The 16,956-nt window shown below is 59.1% G+C and carries 16 protein-coding genes; 10 read left to right on the top strand and 6 right to left on the bottom strand.

The window, feature by feature from the left end:
- The first annotated feature begins 399 nt into the window (after positions 1 to 399).
- The 3 genes from edd (at position 400) to ACN0WV_RS01700 (ending at position 3,653) form a co-directional block, all read left to right on the top strand.
- The gene (edd, locus tag ACN0WV_RS01710) at positions 400 to 2,205 is read left to right on the top strand and encodes a phosphogluconate dehydratase (RefSeq protein WP_417603314.1); all 1,806 of its coding nucleotides are present in this window, start codon (positions 400 to 402) and stop codon (positions 2,203 to 2,205) included.
- A 166-nt stretch (positions 2,206 to 2,371) separates the two neighbouring features.
- The gene (gene eda / locus ACN0WV_RS01705; RefSeq protein WP_417603819.1) at positions 2,372 to 3,013 is read left to right on the top strand and encodes a bifunctional 4-hydroxy-2-oxoglutarate aldolase/2-dehydro-3-deoxy-phosphogluconate aldolase; all 642 of its coding nucleotides are present in this window, start codon (positions 2,372 to 2,374) and stop codon (positions 3,011 to 3,013) included.
- Between the two features lie 109 nt (positions 3,014 to 3,122).
- Positions 3,123 to 3,653 carry a hypothetical protein gene (locus ACN0WV_RS01700; RefSeq protein ID WP_417603312.1) on the top strand — a complete coding sequence of 177 codons (531 nt, stop codon included), beginning with the start codon at positions 3,123 to 3,125 and terminating at the stop codon, positions 3,651 to 3,653.
- Here the strand turns inward: ACN0WV_RS01700 and ACN0WV_RS01695 are convergent.
- Both ACN0WV_RS01695 and ACN0WV_RS01690 read right to left on the bottom strand, forming a co-directional pair.
- Positions 3,645 to 3,917 carry a hypothetical protein gene (locus tag ACN0WV_RS01695; RefSeq protein ID WP_084349822.1) on the bottom strand — a complete coding sequence of 91 codons (273 nt, stop codon included), beginning with the start codon at positions 3,915 to 3,917 and terminating at the stop codon, positions 3,645 to 3,647. The genes ACN0WV_RS01700 and ACN0WV_RS01695 overlap by 9 nt on opposite strands.
- Entirely contained in the window at positions 3,907 to 6,714 is a 2,808-nt protein-coding gene (locus ACN0WV_RS01690) for a [protein-PII] uridylyltransferase family protein (RefSeq protein ID WP_417603310.1), read from the bottom strand. The genes ACN0WV_RS01695 and ACN0WV_RS01690 overlap by 11 nt, the downstream gene beginning before the upstream one ends.
- A gap of 101 nt (positions 6,715 to 6,815) precedes the next feature.
- On the opposite strand from ACN0WV_RS01690, the gene ACN0WV_RS01685 reads away from it, so the two are divergent.
- From ACN0WV_RS01685 to ACN0WV_RS01670, 4 genes are all read left to right on the top strand, one after another.
- A complete protein-coding gene (locus ACN0WV_RS01685) occupies positions 6,816 to 7,286 on the top strand; it encodes a YbaK/EbsC family protein (protein ID WP_417603308.1) in 471 nt (156 codons plus the stop codon).
- Between the two features lie 191 nt (positions 7,287 to 7,477).
- A complete protein-coding gene (locus ACN0WV_RS01680; RefSeq protein ID WP_417603306.1) occupies positions 7,478 to 7,915 on the top strand; it encodes a DUF2852 domain-containing protein in 438 nt (145 codons plus the stop codon).
- Positions 7,916 to 8,012: 97 nt separating this feature from the next.
- Positions 8,013 to 8,459 (top strand): RDD family protein, encoded by a 447-nt coding sequence (locus ACN0WV_RS01675; protein WP_084350272.1) that lies wholly within the window; start codon positions 8,013 to 8,015, stop codon positions 8,457 to 8,459.
- Positions 8,460 to 8,545: 86 nt separating this feature from the next.
- Positions 8,546 to 9,364, top strand: coding sequence for an arginyltransferase (locus tag ACN0WV_RS01670; protein ID WP_417603303.1), 819 nt, complete (start codon positions 8,546 to 8,548; stop codon positions 9,362 to 9,364).
- Between the two features lie 248 nt (positions 9,365 to 9,612).
- Here the strand turns inward: ACN0WV_RS01670 and ACN0WV_RS01665 are convergent, their stop codons facing one another.
- Complete coding sequence (locus tag ACN0WV_RS01665; RefSeq protein WP_417603301.1) at positions 9,613 to 10,593, bottom strand: YihY/virulence factor BrkB family protein; 981 nt, start codon at positions 10,591 to 10,593, stop codon at positions 9,613 to 9,615.
- A gap of 342 nt (positions 10,594 to 10,935) precedes the next feature.
- Here ACN0WV_RS01665 and ACN0WV_RS01660 point away from each other — a divergent pair, with 342 nt between their 5' ends.
- Both ACN0WV_RS01660 and ilvN read left to right on the top strand, forming a co-directional pair.
- Entirely contained in the window at positions 10,936 to 12,690 is a 1,755-nt protein-coding gene (locus tag ACN0WV_RS01660) for an acetolactate synthase 3 large subunit (protein ID WP_084349818.1), read from the top strand.
- Positions 12,691 to 12,778: 88 nt separating this feature from the next.
- Positions 12,779 to 13,339 carry an acetolactate synthase small subunit gene (gene ilvN, locus ACN0WV_RS01655; RefSeq protein ID WP_084350271.1) on the top strand — a complete coding sequence of 187 codons (561 nt, stop codon included), beginning with the start codon at positions 12,779 to 12,781 and terminating at the stop codon, positions 13,337 to 13,339.
- A 1-nt stretch (position 13,340) separates the two neighbouring features.
- Here ilvN and ACN0WV_RS01650 read toward each other — a convergent pair whose 3' ends face one another.
- Positions 13,341 to 13,685, bottom strand: coding sequence for a hypothetical protein (locus tag ACN0WV_RS01650; protein ID WP_084349817.1), 345 nt, complete (start codon positions 13,683 to 13,685; stop codon positions 13,341 to 13,343).
- 298 nt (positions 13,686 to 13,983) lie between these two features.
- Here ACN0WV_RS01650 and ACN0WV_RS01645 point away from each other — a divergent pair, with 298 nt between their 5' ends.
- Positions 13,984 to 14,745, top strand: a complete 762-nt coding sequence (locus tag ACN0WV_RS01645) for a helix-turn-helix domain-containing protein (RefSeq protein ID WP_417603297.1) — start codon at positions 13,984 to 13,986, stop codon at positions 14,743 to 14,745.
- Positions 14,746 to 14,782: 37 nt separating this feature from the next.
- Here ACN0WV_RS01645 and ACN0WV_RS01640 read toward each other — a convergent pair whose 3' ends face one another.
- Entirely contained in the window at positions 14,783 to 15,595 is an 813-nt protein-coding gene (locus tag ACN0WV_RS01640; protein WP_417603295.1) for a DUF2189 domain-containing protein, read from the bottom strand.
- Positions 15,596 to 15,774: 179 nt separating this feature from the next.
- Positions 15,775 to 16,899: a peptide chain release factor 2 gene (gene prfB, locus ACN0WV_RS01635; RefSeq protein ID WP_084349814.1), complete on the bottom strand. Its 1,125-nt coding sequence runs from the start codon at positions 16,897 to 16,899 to the stop codon at positions 15,775 to 15,777.
- Positions 16,900 to 16,956: the final 57 nt, after the last annotated feature.

Raw genomic sequence — 16,956 nt, 5'->3', positions numbered from 1 at the left:
GGATGTTCAGGATCGCATTTCGTCACCGATAAAATTACGACAAGTGGATGAAATTTCAACCGGATCTGAAAGCACTGTATCGAAGCAGATTAGCGCAATGGTCATCGGTTATTTCGCCACGGGCTGACTATTGCGAGGCAGGCTACATCGCCTGACGCCGAGCCCGCATCATTGTTACATTCCTGAACAGTCATCAAACTGACCTCCATCACGAGACTTCTAATTACTTATCGTAAACGTATCGTTCGACGCGGCACGCATCTCTTGGCAATAGCACAAAGTGAAGACAGTTTCTTCGCGACTGCCGCATAGATGACACAGCCGATGCCCTTTTGCCTTTACTGTTAGCGCTAACTAAACTAGATCATCAGCAAAACTCCCCTGTCACTGGAGCCCGACATGAGCCTCAACGCCACCGTTTCCCGTGTCACCAAGCGGATCGAAGACCGATCCGCCGATCACCGCACCGCCTATATGGACAAGATGCGTCGTGCTGCCGAAGAAGGCCCGCGCCGCGCGCATCTGACCTGTGGCAATCAGGCCCACGCCTTTGCTGCCGCCCTGTCCGACCAGGACACACTGGCCGCTGGCCGCGTGCCGAATATCGGCATTGTCACCGCCTACAACGACATGCTGTCCGCGCATCAACCGTTCGAGACCTATCCCGCGATTATCAAGGATGCCGCCCGCGCCGCAGGTGGCACTGCGCAAGTGGCCGGTGGTGTGCCCGCGATGTGCGATGGGGTCACGCAGGGCCAGGTCGGGATGGAACTGTCGCTGTTTTCGCGAGATGTGATCGCATTGGCGACCGGCGTGGCGCTGTCTCACAACGTGTTCGATTCGGCGGTCTATCTGGGTGTCTGCGACAAGATCGTTCCCGGACTGGTGATCGCTGCGGCAACCTTCGGTTATATTCCCGGCATTTTCCTGCCAGCGGGTCCGATGCCCTCGGGCCTGCCCAATGACGAGAAAGCCAAGGTCCGCCAGAAATTTGCCACGGGCGAGGTTGGCCGTGACGCGCTGATGAAGGCCGAAATGGAAAGCTATCATTCGCCCGGCACCTGCACGTTTTACGGCACCGCCAATTCCAACCAGATGCTGATGGAGTTCATGGGTCTTCACCTGCCCGGCGCGTCCTTCGTCAATCCGGGCACGCCGCTGCGCGATGCGCTGACCGTTGCGGGTGCCGAACGTGCGCTGGAGATCACCGCACTTGGCAATGATTACCGTCCGGTTTGCGACGTACTGGACGAAAAGGCCTTTGTGAACGGCATTGTCGGCCTGATGGCAACAGGCGGGTCGACCAACCTTGTGCTGCACCTTCCCGCCATGGCGCGTGCCGCTGGCATCCATCTGGCATTGGAGGATTTCGACGAGCTGTCTTCCGTCACGCCGCTGATGGCCAAGGTCTATCCCAACGGATTGGCGGACGTGAACCATTTCCACGCGGCCGGCGGGCTTGGCTACATGATCGGCGAGTTGCTGGAGGCGGGCCTGCTGCATCCCGACACAAAGACAATCGCGGGCGATGGTCTGGCGCTCTACGCTCAGGAACCCAAGTTGAAGGATGGCCGCGTCATTTGGGAACCCGGTCCGCGCGAAAGCCAGAACGAGCGAATCCTGCGCCCTGTGACCGACCCGTTCCAGCCGTCAGGTGGTCTTGCGCAGATGTATGGCAACCTTGGTCACGGCATGATGAAGGTTTCAGCCGTTGCGCCAGAACGTCGGGTGATCGAGGCTCCTGCCCGCGTCTTTCACGATCAGGACAGCGTCAAGGTCGCCTTCAAGGCCGGAGAGATCACCACCGACACGATTGTCGTGGTGCGTTTTCAGGGACCGCAAGCCAATGGCATGCCTGAACTGCACGGGCTGACGCCGACGCTTGCCGTGCTTCAGGATCGCGGGTTGAAAGTGGCGCTTGTTACGGACGGTCGTATGTCCGGCGCATCCGGCAAGGTGCCGTCCGCCATCCATATCAGCCCCGAAGCCGCCGCAGGCGGCCCACTGGCAAAGGTGCGCGACGGCGACATCATTCGCGTCGATGCGACCAATGGCAAGATCGAGTGCCTTGCACCCGATTTCGACAGCCGCGAGGTTGTCACCGCGGATCTTACCGGTAACGGCCATGGCGTCGGGCGCGAATTGTTCGAGGTTTTCCGCCGTAACGCGGGCATCGCCGCCACCGGTGCCGGGGTTGTTGTATGAGCCTCTTGCCGTCACAGCAAATTTGACACGCCTGAAGGCAACCGCTAACGCTGCCTTCAAATTCTCAATCGCGCAAGACATGAAACTTTCGTCAGTTTCCAGCATCGCGCGCTCCTGCGGTAAACGCTATTCCAATTGCCTCCAACAGCAACAGGTTTGAATGATGATGACTCCTCAAGACGCCAGCAAACGCACTGAAGAGGTTTGCCGCCTCGCCCCTGTCATTCCGGTTTTGGTGATCGAAGATGCCAAGATCGCCCGCCCTTTGGCAGAGGCGCTGGTGGCGGGCGGTTTGCCCGCGCTGGAGGTCACGTTGCGCACCCCCGCCGCGCTGGATGCGATCCGCGAGATGGCAAAGGTCAACGGCGCGCATGTCGGTGTCGGCACGCTGCTGACGCCCGAAGATGTCACGGCTGCCATTGAGGCAGGTGCGCGGTTCGGTGTCTCGCCCGGTGCGACCGACCGAATTCTTGATGCCGTCGAAGCCGCAGATCTGCCCACCCTGCCCGGTGCTGCCACCGCGTCGGAAGCGATGCGCCTTCTGGAGCGTGGTTACACCGTCCAGAAGTTCTTTCCGGCCGAGGCCAATGGCGGCGTCCCGGCGCTGAAAGCCATTGGGGCACCAATCCCGCAAGTGAAATTCTGCCCCACCGGCGGCGTGTCACTGAAAAACGCGCCGGACTATCTTGGCTTGTCCAACACGCTTTGCGTTGGCGGAAGCTGGGTTGCGCCAAACAACCTGATTGACGCAGGCGATTGGGCAGCGATCGAGGCACTGGCACGCGAGGCCGCGGCACTGGCGCGTTAAGGACAATTTGCCGAATACTTGACCAAAATTAGCGCTTCTTGTTAAAACACATACAGTTATTCAGTCTGATCGCGGTCTATTTTGCGATCATCAGAGGTATTGTATGGTATTGAGTGCAAGAGATTTCCGCGCGGATTGCGCGAACTGTGTCGGGCTATGCTGTGTCGCGTTCGCCTTCGATTCATCTGACGATTTCGCAATCGACAAGCCCGCAGATGTGCCCTGCCCCAATCTGCGCGATGACTATCTATGCAGCATCCACGAGTCCCTTGAAGAGGAGGGGTTCGGAGGATGTGCGCGCTATGATTGTCTGGGCGCAGGGCAGCTTGTGACACAAGAACTGTTTGAAGGGCGCGGCTGGCGCGAAAACCCGGCCCAGTTCGCCCCGATGATGCAGACTTTCCGCAACGCCCGCGAGGTACAGTCGCTGCGGGCCATGCTGGTCTCGGCAGGTCGGTTCCCACTTTCCAAGGCGGAGAACGAAAAGCGCCTTGACCTTTTGGCGGAATGTGAGCCAGACGGCGATTGGAGCAGAGCCTGGATCGACGGCATCCTCGCAGGGACGGTTCCGAGACGCGTCAAAAACTTTCTGACCTCCCTCAGGCACCATATCGAGCGCAGCCGCCGCCCCTTACGATGATTGACGCCGCCCGCGCCATCCGCCCCGGCGCCGAGCCGTGGTCCTCTCTGCCAAGCCTTCGGTCAAAACCTGCGTCATGGGATGATCCGCGCGGCCCGACGCGTAACGGTCAAGCAACAGTCCGATATTCGAAGACGTGTCCGCGTCCACCGGCAGGGCCAACGCCCAATCCATGAAGATGGACCGGCATTCTTCCAAGCTGATGCCTTCAATCCGGTAGGATTCCTGTATCAGACCCTTGGGGTCAATCGCGTCACCCTTCATCGTCACGCCTTTCCTTTTCGTCAACCATTGGCAGCGCCTCGTCTATGATCCTCGCGGCGGCCCCCGTCAACGTGTCCAGCTTGTCGCGCAGACCCGCGATGGTGTCCGCCTCTGTCAGCCGCATCAGAAATGTGCCGGCACCAGCGCCAAGATCGTACACATCCAGTGGTGCCTCCGACAACAGTCGCGAAGCCAGTTGCAGCGACCAGCACAACGCGTAGGCTTCGCGCAATGTCACGACATCCTTTGCAGTCAACCACCCGCTATTCGCAGCACCGCTCAGCCCCTCGCGGACACGGCGCTGGCCCTTGCCGGCAAGCAACGCGCCCGCTTGGGACACCAGTTCGATATCCTGAAGCCGCCCGGCCCCGATCTTGGCATCCCAATCGCTGACCTTTGATTTGGCTGACGCAATCCGGGCGCGCATCTTTGCCAGTTCCGCCAGAACCACCTCTTGCGACGGTGGCGACGACAGCACTTCGCGCCGCAATGCCTCGACATCCTGGCACAACTCAGCTGGCCCAGCCAGGGCACGCGCGCGGGTCAGGGCCAGATGCTCCCAGATCCAGGCATCTTCCCTCTGGTAGGCCTTGAAACTGTCCAGACTGGTCGCCACCGGTCCCTGCTTTCCAGAAGGGCGCAGCCGCATATCCATTTCGTAAAGCCGCCCTTCGGCAGTCGAGGCGGTCACGGCGGTGATCAGGGCCTGTGTCAGCCGGGCATAATAGCTGCGGGCATTCAGTGGTCGCCGTCCATCAGAGTTTTCAACCCCGTCGGCATCGTAAATCACGATGACATCCAGATCCGAGGTCGGATGCAGCCGCGCAGCTCCCATCGACCCCATGCCCAAAACCATCGCTCCACGCCCCGGCGGATCGCCGTGTTTGGCGGCGAATTGCGCCACCACGTCAGGATAAAGCCCCGACAGCGAGGCTTCGGCCAGATCGGCATATTGCAGCGCGGCCTCCTCCGCATCGCTTAGCCCGCGCAGAAGGTGAACGCCGATGCGAAAATGCCATTCCTTGCCCCAGCGACGGGTGGCATCAAGTTTACGCTCATAATCGTCTTCGCGGGCCAGATGGTCGCGCAATTCGCGAACCAAAGCCGCCTTTCCGGGCCAGACGGAAAAGAAATCGCCGCCGATCACCGCATCGAAAACGCCCGAATTGCGTGACAGGTGGCGGGCAAGCGCGGGGGCCGTCCCGACAATATCCACCAGAAGATCAATAAGCTGCGGGTTGGCATCGAACAGTGAAAATAGCTGCACCCCGGCGGGCAAGCCTTTGAGAAAGCCGTCGAACGCGGCCAGTGCCTCGTCGGGGCGACCGGACTTGGCCAGCCGGGCCATGATCTCGGGGCGCAGGCGTTTGAAGATCGACATGGCGCGCCCCGACCGCAACGCAGGATAGCGCGGCCAGGCTGCGGTGATCTCGGCTTCATTCTCGAACTGCGTCTGGTAGCTTTCGCCCCGGTCGCTGTCAGGCGCGAAGAACCCTTCCGTCAGCTCGTGGACTTCTGTCAGCCTGTCCGTCAACTCGCGACGCATCTCCGCCTCGTCCATCCCCATGAAGGCTGCGAGCCGGGACATCCCCTCCGCCGAACTAGGCAGCAGATGGGTCTGGGCATCCTGGATCATCTGCACCCGGTGTTCGACCTCCCGGTGGCTTCGGTAATGCGCGGCCAGCTTGTCCGAGGTATCGCGCGGCAGCCACCCCTTGTCGGACAGCACCGAAAGGCCCGGCACCGTGCCCCGCACCCGCAGATCCGGATCGCGCCCGCCTGCGATGATCTGGCGCGTCTGGGTAAAGAACTCGATCTCGCGGATGCCGCCGCGACCGAGTTTCATATTGTGATCCTCCAGCCGGATCGCCCTGCCCAATCCCTTGTGTTCGCGGATGCGCAACCGCATGTCATGCGCGTCCTGAATGGCCGCGAAATCCAGATGTTTGCGCCAGACAAAGGGGGTCAGCACCTCCAGAAACCTGTTGCCCGCTTCTATGTCGCCCGCGCAGGGACGCGCCTTGATATAGGCGGCACGCTCCCACGTTCTGCCCAGGCTTTCATAGTAGCGTTCGGCGGCCTCCATCGCGATGCAGACGGGGGTGACCGACGGATCGGGACGCAGCCGCAAATCGGTGCGAAAGACATAACCGTCGCCGGTCAGATCGTTCAGCATCGCCGCCATTTTACGCGTTGCGCGGACCAGACTGGACCGGGCATCGTGGAAATCATCCGGCTCATAGCGGGTTTCGTCGAACAGGCAGATCAGGTCGATATCGGACGAATAGTTCAACTCGCCCGCGCCCATCTTGCCCATCGCCAGCACCGTCATGCCGCCTGCGGTGGCAATATCGTCCTCGCCCTGCCCCGGCAGTTTGCCGCGCCTGATTTCGGCGCCCACGGTCGCGCGCAAAGCTGTGGCGCAGGCCGTATCAGCCAGATCAGTCAGGGTGCCCGTGACGGTCTCCAACGGCCAGACGCCACCAAGATCGGCCAGCGCCGTCAATAGCGCGATGCGGCGCTTGGCGCGGCGCAGCTCAACCGGCAGCACATCGGGCGCCATTTCGTTCAGCCGTGCAATCTCGGCCCCGGCGACACCTTCGGCATCGTCCAGCGCGCCTTGCAACCAGTCGGTTTCCTTGCCGATCAACCCTGCCAGATAGGGCGAACAACCCGCCGTGCCTTCGATCAGCCGCGCGACATCGCCCTTTGCCCAAGGGGTCAATGCAAGGGCGTCGGTGCCGCGGTCAGGCTCGAACGGGATGGGACAACGGGTGATCCGATTGGCAAAGCTCATGGCGGGCAAGATGCGCCGCGCGTGCAAAGAGGTCAATCCGCCTTGCCGCCATGCGCGGCCTGGGTCAGATTGCATCCAATCAAGCGATAACCGGAGGGATTATGTCCAAATCATTGAAACGCGTGCGCGCCGCGCTGGAAGCCGCAGGCATCGCTCCGGACATCCGGGAGATGGGTCAGACCCGAACCGCACAGGAAGCCGCAGATGCCGCTGGCTGCGCCGTGGACCAGATCGTCAAATCCATCATTTTCCGCGGCCAAAACAGCGGTCAGGTGCTGTTGTTCCTGACCGCTGGTGGCAATCGCGTGGACGCAGACAAGGCAAGTGTGGTCGCGGGCGAGGCGCTCGACAAGGCGGATGCGGCGCTGATCCGGACGCAAACAGGCTTTGCGATCGGTGGCGTCGCGCCGGTAGGTCATCTGAACCCGATCCGGTCCTGGATGGACCCACGCCTGCTGGCGTTCGATCAGGTTTGGGCAGCAGCCGGCACGCCGCGCCACATTTTCCAGATCGACCCAACAGAGATTATGCGCCTGACAGGGGCTGAAACTGCACAATTTACCCAGATATAGGCAGATATTCTTACGTATTTCAGACTAAAAAACTGCTTGTCCTTTTAGTTTTTTTCCATTTTTCATATTTATAACAATATGTTAAATTTATAATGTAAATCACATTCACATAAACCCTTGCAAAGCCGTTCCGCAATGCCAATCTAGATAATGTAAAAACACTTCACATTGACACGCAAACGGAGAGACAGATGAACACCGCCGCCGCTTATGAACCCTATGCCAGCACCGGTCGGAGCTGGTTGTCGCGCAGCGAAGCGTGGCTCGACAGCAAGGGCAAGGGTGCCTGGATTGCCGTCATGGTACTCGGTTTTATCTTTTTCTGGCCTGTCGGCCTCGCCCTTTTTGCCTATCTGATCTGGAGTAAACGAATGTTCGGAAAATCCTGTCGCAATTCCCGCAGCACCGTGCTGAGCCAAGGCTTCAAGGCCTCGCGCACAACCGGTAACGCCGTCTTTGACGCCTACAAGGCCGATACGCTGCGCCGTCTGGAAGAGGAACAGGAACAGTTCGAAAGCTTCCTGGAACGCCTGCGCGAAGCCAAGGACAAGGCCGAGTTCGACCAGTTCATGGAAGACCGCTCGCGTCGCGTCGCGGAAACCCAAAAGACCGAGGACGAAAACGCCTGATCTCCCTCCAGGTGCGAAATGTCCCTCCGGCATGGCCAGCGCGGCCATGCCGATCCGCTCTGTACATTGAAACCAGAGGCTCTGAACACAGATGACGATGACCCAAACCCGATACATCCTGCCCGATCCGGCGATGCAGCCGGAATTTTATGCCGGCATCCCGACGAAACGGCTATTGGCCTGGGTTGTCGATACCGCCATCACGCTCGCGTTGATGGTGCCCGCCGTGGTATTGACCGCCTTCACCGGTTTGTTTTTTCTGCCTTTCCTCTACCTCGTGGTTGGCTTCGTCTACCGGGTCGCAACCCTGTCCGGCGGTTCTGCCACATGGGGAATGCGGATGATGGCGATGGAACTGCGCGACCAACAAGGTGCCCGGTTCGATTTTGGTCAAGCCTTTCTGCACACGCTGGGCTACAGCCTGTCCTGGGCCTTCGCCCCTGCACAACTGGTGTCGATGGTCTTGATGCTGACCACAGACCGCGCGCAGGGCCTGACCGACATTTTCATGGGCTCGGTGGCGATCAATCGTCGGGCGCTTTGACCCGGTGCCAAAGGTCCCTGCGCTAGGGGGTTGGCGACAGAAAAGACTGTTGTTAGTCTTTGTGACAAGCTTATGAAGTTTCACACATGCGCCACTCTCTTCCTCTCGCCCCGCAATTCTATGTGACGGCTCCTCAACCCTGCCCCTATCTTGAGGGGCGGATGGAAAGAAAGCTGTTCACCGCCCTTCAGGGCGAGACGGCCGAGACACTGAACAACGCCCTGTCAAAACAGGGCTTTCGGCGCTCTCAGAATGTGCTGTACCGGCCATCCTGTGCCGATTGCGCGGCCTGCCTTTCGGCACGGATCGACGTCGCCTCTTTCCGTCCGTCGAAAAGTCAACGCCGGGCAATGAAGCGCAATGCCGACCTCAAACGTCGGGCAACCTCACCCTGGGCCACGGAACAGCAATACGACCTGTTCCGGGCCTATCTGGACGAACGCCATGCCGATGGCGGGATGGCCGATATGGACGTGTTCGAATTCGCTGCAATGATCGAGGAAACCCCGATCCGGTCGCGGGTCATCGAATATGCCGATGAAGAAGACACCTTGACCGCAGTCTGCCTGACGGACGTTCTGGATGACGGGGTCAGCATGGTGTATTCCTTCTACCGTCCCGAACAAGCTTGGCGCAGCTTTGGCACATTCATGATTCTTGATCACATCGAAATCGCGCGCGAGGCCGGTCTGCCCTATGTCTACCTTGGTTACTGGGTGCCGGGCAGCGCCAAGATGGGCTACAAGGCGCGGTTTTCCGGGCTGGAAGTGTTTCGCGAAAATCGCTGGCAACAAGTGCCCGACCCCGAACAGATAGAGGCCGACAGCCATCCCTTGTCGACCGAGCCGATTGCCGAGCAGGTTGCCAATATTGCTTTGCCCGGTGTGCGTCCCGCAAAACGCTGATCCCATGGCGGAGCCACAACAACATCGGCCCGCCACGGCTCAGGACGGCCTCTGCGCTTCCACCTATAGCAAAGCCAACGCGAATTTGGTGCCTAGACAACAAGAGGTCCGCACAACCACCCGAGCTTTGGGATGCTCTGCGCGCTGCCCCGCTCGCGATACCCGCCCCGGGCTTGACCCGGGGCCTCTGCCGCCAATGTTACATGGCCTCCGGTGCCATTAGGCGAACCCCAACGCCGACTGACGGGTCACACCTGCCCGATATGTTCCGGCGGCGGCTCATTATCAACAGCGACACCGCCCACCCGATTTGCCGCCCTTGCGCCACGACGTCCCAGCCGACGAGTCGGACCCACCGTTGTGTCCTGCGCGGTCTGCGCTTCGGTCTCGGCGTCCAGTTCGGCGCCAAGAAGGATGATGAAGGCCGAAACCCACATCCACATCAACAGGACAATGACGCCCGACAATGCCCCGAAGGTTTCATTATAACCGGCAAAGTTGCGCGCGTAGTAGGAAAACGCCAAAGTGCCCGCGACCCACAACACGCAGCTGAGCAGGACCCCCGGCGTGATCCAGCGCCACCGCGCCGGGGTCCGGCTTGGCCCCCAACGGAACAGAAGCGCAATGCCAAGCCCCGCGGCGATCAGCAGCAAGGGCCAGCGCAACACCTGCGCCAGCCAGTCCGTGACCGGCCCAACCGCAAGATAGCTGAGCGCCACCGGCAACGCGACGACCGCCGCCACCGCCATCAGAAATCCGAAAATAAGGCCCAGTGTCAGCACGACACGCATGAAATATATCCGCACGATCGACCGCTTCTCAGCCTCTCCGAAAGCGACGTTCAGACCCTGCATCAGCGCCTGAACCGCGAGTGACGCGGAATAGACAGCAAGCGCGAAACCGATCCATGCAGCAAATGTCAGCCCTGACGAGCTTGCCCCCGCAACCTCGGCGGCCTGATCGATCATGATACTGGCCGCATTTTCCGGCAGACCCTCGGTAATGGCGCTTAACTGCTCGACGACAATATCCGGCTGCGACACCAGCCCGGCAATCGCCATGATCGCCGTGATCGCGGGAAATAATGCAAGCAATCCATAAAAAGCGCATCCGGCGGCGATTAGCCCCAGATTGTCTTCCAGCATACCCTTGTAGACGCGCTTGAGAATGTCCCACCAGCCCCGCAATGGGATTTGCGTAGGGGTTTGCGCGTCGTGGCCTCTGTCCATGTCTTGAATCTCTCCGTTGGTAAACGAACGCGCCGCCCGCCCTTAGGTTCCAATGACATAGGATAATCTCTGCCACTGCGGAAATAAAGTTGCGAAACCAGCGGCCGTGACGACATTTTATCCACACAGCAGGTTGACGTCCCTTTGCTGCAAATGCATAAGGTTCCGCACGTGGAAAAAAGGGCCCCAAGGATGGAATCGCTAGTCGTAATTCTAGATGAAAGGCGCATGGGCCGGTAACGGCAACCTTGTTGGTTCCCCATGCGCCCCCGGTTGACCCTCGGGGGCTTTTTTTGTGCGTAAAGAAAACGAAGTGATCTCGTTGCAAAACGGAGCAAGGCAATGACACGTGAGATGACCGGAGCGAAAATGGTGGTTCAGGCCCTGATCGACCAGGGTGTGGATACAGTATTCGGATATCCCGGTGGCGCCGTGCTACCGATTTACGACGAGGTGTTCCAACAAAATGCCATTCGTCATATCTTGGTGCGCCACGAACAAGGTGCGGTGCATGCAGCCGAAGGCTATGCCCGGTCCACCGGCAAGCCCGGTGTTGTTCTTGTGACGTCCGGCCCCGGCGCCACGAACGCGGTCACCGGGCTGACAGATGCGCTGATGGATTCGATCCCGATCATCGTTCTGACGGGCCAGGTGCCCACCTTCATGATCGGCTCAGACGCCTTTCAGGAGGCCGACACCGTTGGCATCACACGCCCCTGCACCAAGCATAACTGGCTGGTGAAGGATACCGCCGATCTTTCGGCAAAGATCCACGAGGCGTTTCACGTCGCGACATCCGGCCGCCCCGGCCCGGTTCTGGTCGACATCCCCAAGGATGTACAATTTGCCAGCGCGGCCTATGTCTCGCCCTCCAAGACGCCCGTCGGCCATTATCAGCCGCAGGTCAAAGGCGACATGGAAACGATCACGGAACTGGTTGCGGCGCTGGAAACGGCCCAACGTCCGGTTTTCTATACCGGCGGCGGGGTCATCAATTCCGGTCCCGGTGCCAGCCAGCTTTTGCGAGAGTTGGTGGACGCGACCGGCTTTCCGATCACCTCCACGCTGATGGGTCTGGGTGCCTATCCTGCCTCCGGCAAGGGATGGTTGGGGATGCTGGGCATGCACGGGCTCTACGAGGCAAACCTCGCGATGCATGGCTGCGATCTGATGATCAATGTCGGCGCGCGGTTTGACGACCGCATCACCGGCAGGCTCGACGCGTTCAGCCCGAAATCGCGCAAGGCGCATATCGACATCGACCCATCCTCGATCAACAAGGTCATCCATGTCGACATGCCGATTGTCGGCGATATCGGCCATGTTCTTGAGGATGTGCTGAAGGTCTGGAAAGCCCGTGGCCGCAAGGTCAATTCGGAAGGCGTGGCCAAATGGTGGCGTCAGATCGAGACGTGGAAAGAGGTGAATTGCCTCAAGTTCGCCTCGGACGAAAAGACCATCAAGCCGCAATACGCCCTGTCCCGGCTGGAGGCACTGACCAAGGATCGTGACCGCTATATCTGCACCGAAGTTGGCCAGCACCAGATGTGGGCTGCGCAGTATCTCAATTTCGAGGACCCAAATCGTTGGATGACCTCCGGCGGGCTGGGCACGATGGGCTACGGCTTCCCCGCCTCCATCGGTGTGCAGATCGCGCATCCGGACGCGCTTGTGATCAATGTCGCCGGCGAAGCATCCTGGCTGATGAACATGCAAGAGATGGGTACTGCGGTGCAATACCGCTTGCCGGTCAAGCAGTTCATCCTCAACAATGAACGCCTTGGCATGGTGCGTCAGTGGCAGGAGTTGCTGCATGGCGAACGCTATTCGCAAAGCTGGTCGGAAGCCCTGCCCGATTTCGTGAAGCTCGCCGAAGCGTTTGGCGCAAAAGGCATCATCTGCAAGGATCCGGCCGATCTTGACGACGCAATCATGGAAATGCTGGACCATGACGGTCCGGTCATCTTTGACTGCCTTGTCGAGAAGCACGAGAACTGCTTCCCGATGATCCCGTCGGGCGAGCCGCATAACAAGATGCTTCTGGGTGAGGTCTCACTCAAGGACGCCATCGGAACCAAGGGTGCCGTGCTGGTCTGATCCAGCACCGCTTTAGTTTTCAGGAAAACCATTCCAGGGCTTGTTGCAAAAAGCCTTGGAAGCGGCCCCCGCCGGAAAGGAAGTTCATATGTCCGCGCTACACATCAAGAAGGGTTCGAACAAGCATTCGGCCTATAACCTGCGTCCCAACTTTTCGGATGTTACCGAAAAACATACGCTCGCCATTCTGGTCGACAACGAAGCGGGCGTGCTGGCCCGCGTCATCGGCTTGTTCTCGGGACGAGGTTATAACATCGAAAGCCTGACCGTGGCAGAGGTGGACCATACCGGCCATCTCAGCCGGATCACCATCGTGACCACTGGCACGCCTCAGGTGATTGAACAGATCAAGGCACAGCTTGGCCGGATCGTTCCGGTGCACAAGGTGCATGACCTCACCGTCGAAGGACCGTTTGTCGAACGGGAATTGGCGCTTCTCAAGGTCGAAGGCAGTGGCGAAAAGCGCGTCGAGGCGCTCCGCCTTGCAGACATCTTCCGTGCGCATGTCGTCGACAGCACGTTGGAAAGCTTTGTGTTTCAGCTGACAGGCGCGCCCGACAAGATCGATGCTTTCGCGGACCTCATGCGCCCCTTGGGTCTACAGGAAATTGCACGTACGGGCGTCGCTGCCCTGTCGCGAGGCCTGTAGGTCAGGCCATCGCCACATTGCCACGGAAGGTGTCGATCGAAACAACGTTCGACGCCTTCGCAACAAATCTGTCCATGTTGCGCTGCCGAGATCTGGGTGCCACCGGCGCGGACAGCTTGCTTGCCAGATCAGGATATTCCTGCTCCACCACCAGTTGCGGATTACGCGCCAGACGCAGATGCGCATCCTGACGCATATCGAACTGTATCAAATCCCCTGCATCAAGTGACACACCGTCCAAGGCACTTTGGTCGGCACCGACGTAATACGCCAAGTCGCCGTGATCCTCGCACCAGATCACTGCCTTGCGATCCTTCGCGTCACTCCACAAAACAACTCCAAACATGCTTTTACAGCTCATTGTTACTATACCTTCGAACTTTTCTTAAGTTTCGAACAATTCGATGCGGCTGCACATGATTTTCCAAGCGTCGCGGTCTTGCTTTTTGTGTCGTTTGGCTTCAAGGTTGGTGCCATATAGCAACAGATGTGATGCTATATGACGTCAATAATTACTGTATAAATGATTAGTTTAGAACTATTGGTTAAATTACGATCTATCAAATCAACCCGAGGGTGAATAGCCGATGGCGAGGCCAAAGAGAAATGGGCATCCAGCACCAAGTCCGTCCGATTTACGCAACATGCTGGGTGCCAACCTGCGTCAGCTGACCAAAGAAGCCGCGTCGATTTCAGGTCTTTGCAGGGATCTGGGGATCAACCGGACACAATTCAACAGATACCTCACCGGCGAAAGCTTTCCCCGACCGGATGTCCTGCACAGGATTTGCAGCTTCTTCAGGGTCGACGCGCGCATCCTGCTGGAACCCGTCTGCCAGATCAGCACTGTGAAGCACGACCTTTTGAACCATCCCGAGATCGCGGATTTTGTCGGCGCGGGCAGCACAAGGGTTGACGAAGCCATGTTTCCGCCGGGTTTCTATCGGTTCACCCGGCGCAGCTTCACGGATGACGAGATGTTCGTGCAAGGCTTGGTCTATGTCTACCGCGAGGACGATTACACGTTTATCCGTGGCTACGAAGCAAAAGAGGCAATGCGCCAGCAGGGTCTCAGCACCGATGCACGGACCCGAGAATTTCGTGGTTTCATGGTGCCCCAGGAAGGCGGCGTCGCGTCACTGATCAGCCGCCGCAACTCGCTTACCTTTTCGTTCAACTTCCTCGCGCGCGAACCCTCCTTCGAGAATAATTTCTGGATCGGTTACGCAACAAGAACAGTGCGCGAATCGATGTCCGGCCGCCGCGTTGCGCGTCAGGTCTATGAACATCTCGGTCAGGATCTGCGTGATGTATTGAAAGCCGCGCGAGGCTCGGGCTTCGTGCGCGCTGAAGATCTGCTGACCTATCACCGCACCCATCTGCGTGTGAACGATCCGTTCAGGTAATGTCAGGGGCGCAGGGCGGGCCACGATGCAATCGGCGTCATGCAGACACTAGCGCGCCCGTCCCTTCCTCAGCCGCTATTCCGCGCTCGACCATCAGCCGATATAGATGCCAGGTGGCATGTCCCAACAAGGGCAGCACCAAGAACAGGCCCAGAAACGCCGGCAACATCGCGACAAAGGTCAGTGCCGCGATGAACCCGCCCCAGCACAGCATCGGCACCGGGTTCTGGGCGACCACCTGAAAGCTCGTGATCATTGCCGTCACAAAATCGACTTCCCGGTCCAGCAACAATGGCAACGCCATCACGGTGATCATGTAAAGCAACAAGGCAAAGCCGGCCCCCACCAACGTGCCGACGGCCAGCATCGCAAGCCCGCGAGTCGTCAGAAACACCTCAACCGAACTTGAGACATTGGTCATCGTGCTCAGTCCCAGAAACAGCGCAAAGATCATATGCGCAAGAAAGAACCAGAACAGGAAAACCATCACGATGATGGCGCATATCGACGGCAATTGACGGCGTGACTGCCGCAAGATGACGCTGACGATCTGCATCCAGTCCAGCGGTTGCCCCTGCTCCAAACGGCGACTGACGTCATAAAATGCAACGGCCGCGAAAGGACCAAGCAGTGGAAAGGCGATCGTTGCCAGCACAAGCCAAAACGTGGTCCCGGTCGTCCAGGTGATCCAGGCCATTGTCAAGCCGCCCAACACATAGAACCCCGCGAAGACCAGCGCAAAGCCCGGCGCCCGAAGTATATCGGAAAACCCGCGCCTCAGCGCCTCTCTCAACATGGAAAATTCGATCGGACCAAAGGGCGGCAAGCCCAATTGTGGCGTCTCTGGCATAAGACCATCCCCCAATAGGTGCGCGCGCTGTTTCCACATCTATTGGAGCGTCAAATCACGCGAGGATCAAGAGGCATCGGCTGGCCCCACCCAGGATCGCCCCATCCACACGCCCTATGCGTCTTCTTGGTCCAAATACTCAACTGCACGACGTCGGTCGCGCAGACAACCCTCGCAATTTATTCGCCCTGCGCCTCTGACCGGCTCTTGCCCGATACCTTCTGCGCAAGCGTCGCCGCCATGAACTGATCCAGATCGCCGTCCAGCACCCCCTTGGTGTCCGAAGTTTCGACCTGCGTGCGCAGATCTTTCACCATCTGGTAGGGGTGCAGCACATATGACCGGATCTGATTGCCCCAGCCAGCATCTCCCTTGGCCTCATGCGCCTCGTTTATGGCGGCGTTCCGGCGGTCCAGTTCCATCTGGTAGAGCCGTGATTTCAGGGCTTTCATCGCTATATCGCGGTTCTGGTGTTGAGATTTTTCCGAACTCGTCACCACAATGCCCGTGGGTGTGTGTGTGATCCGCACCGCGGAATCGGTGGTGTTGACGTGCTGTCCGCCTGCGCCGGACGACCTGTAGGTATCGACGCGAATGTCAGCCGGGTTGACCTCGATATCAATATTGTCATCGACGACCGGATAGACCCAGACCGAACAAAACGAAGTATGCCGTTTGGCAGCGGAATCAAATGGCGAGATCCGCACCAAGCGGTGCACACCGGATTCCGATTTCAGCCAGCCATAGGCATTGGTGCCGGAAATCTTGTAGGACGCGGATTTGATCCCCGCTTCATCGCCAGAAGATTCCGATTGCAACTCGACCTTGTAGCCATGCTTTTCGGCCCAGCGGACAAACATCCGCGCCAGCATCGAGGCCCAGTCGCAGGATTCCGTGCCACCCGCCCCTGCGTTGATCTCCAGAAACGTGTCGTTGCCGTCGGCCTCGCCGTCCAGAAGCGCCTCCAGCTCTTTCTGGGCAGCCCGCTTTTCAAGGCTGCGCAGCGCGTCCTCGGCGTCGGTGATGACCTCCTGATCGTCTTCCATCTCGCCCAGTTCGATCATCTCGATATTGTCGCGCATATCCTGCTGGATGGCATTGTGGGTGTCAAAGGCATCGACCAGCATCTGACGGTCACGCATCAGTTTTTGTGCAGCATCGGGATCATTCCACAAGTCCGGGTCTTCAACCCGCGCATTGAATTCTTCCAACCGGTGCGGCGCGGTTTCCCAATTCATTCGCTGCCGCAAAAGTTCGAGCGACTTCTCGATCTTCTCGACGGAATTCTGAACGTCTGCGCGCATGAGGGACCCTTGCCTGTCTGTGTCAGATCTGCGTGATAGCAAGCGTTGCGAGGCGGG

Origin of the sequence: Primorskyibacter flagellatus (assembly GCF_048268605.1) — a bacterium.
Classification (GTDB): Bacteria; Pseudomonadota; Alphaproteobacteria; order Rhodobacterales; family Rhodobacteraceae; genus Primorskyibacter; species Primorskyibacter flagellatus.
This window is presented reverse-complemented; position numbering and strand designations above follow the sequence as displayed.

Bases quoted from the DNA above. Each gene is read 5' to 3' on its own strand.
- edd (WP_417603314.1), top strand. From the start codon at position 400: ATGAGCCTCAACGCCACCGTTTCCCGTGTCACCAAGCGGATCGAAGAC.
- eda (WP_417603819.1), top strand. From the start codon at position 2,372: ATGACTCCTCAAGACGCCAGCAAACGCACTGAAGAGGTTTGCCGCCTC.
- ACN0WV_RS01695 (WP_084349822.1), bottom strand. From the start codon at position 3,917: ATGAAGGGTGACGCGATTGACCCCAAGGGTCTGATACAGGAATCCTAC.
- ACN0WV_RS01690 (WP_417603310.1), bottom strand. From the start codon at position 6,714: ATGAGCTTTGCCAATCGGATCACCCGTTGTCCCATCCCGTTCGAGCCT.
- ACN0WV_RS01685 (WP_417603308.1), top strand. From the start codon at position 6,816: ATGTCCAAATCATTGAAACGCGTGCGCGCCGCGCTGGAAGCCGCAGGC.
- ACN0WV_RS01680 (WP_417603306.1), top strand. From the start codon at position 7,478: ATGAACACCGCCGCCGCTTATGAACCCTATGCCAGCACCGGTCGGAGC.
- ACN0WV_RS01675 (WP_084350272.1), top strand. From the start codon at position 8,013: ATGACCCAAACCCGATACATCCTGCCCGATCCGGCGATGCAGCCGGAA.
- ACN0WV_RS01670 (WP_417603303.1), top strand. From the start codon at position 8,546: ATGCGCCACTCTCTTCCTCTCGCCCCGCAATTCTATGTGACGGCTCCT.
- ACN0WV_RS01665 (WP_417603301.1), bottom strand. From the start codon at position 10,593: ATGGACAGAGGCCACGACGCGCAAACCCCTACGCAAATCCCATTGCGG.
- ACN0WV_RS01660 (WP_084349818.1), top strand. From the start codon at position 10,936: ATGACACGTGAGATGACCGGAGCGAAAATGGTGGTTCAGGCCCTGATC.
- ilvN (WP_084350271.1), top strand. From the start codon at position 12,779: ATGTCCGCGCTACACATCAAGAAGGGTTCGAACAAGCATTCGGCCTAT.
- ACN0WV_RS01650 (WP_084349817.1), bottom strand. From the start codon at position 13,685: ATGTTTGGAGTTGTTTTGTGGAGTGACGCGAAGGATCGCAAGGCAGTG.
- ACN0WV_RS01645 (WP_417603297.1), top strand. From the start codon at position 13,984: ATGCTGGGTGCCAACCTGCGTCAGCTGACCAAAGAAGCCGCGTCGATT.
- ACN0WV_RS01640 (WP_417603295.1), bottom strand. From the start codon at position 15,595: ATGCCAGAGACGCCACAATTGGGCTTGCCGCCCTTTGGTCCGATCGAA.
- prfB (WP_084349814.1), bottom strand. From the start codon at position 16,899: ATGCGCGCAGACGTTCAGAATTCCGTCGAGAAGATCGAGAAGTCGCTC.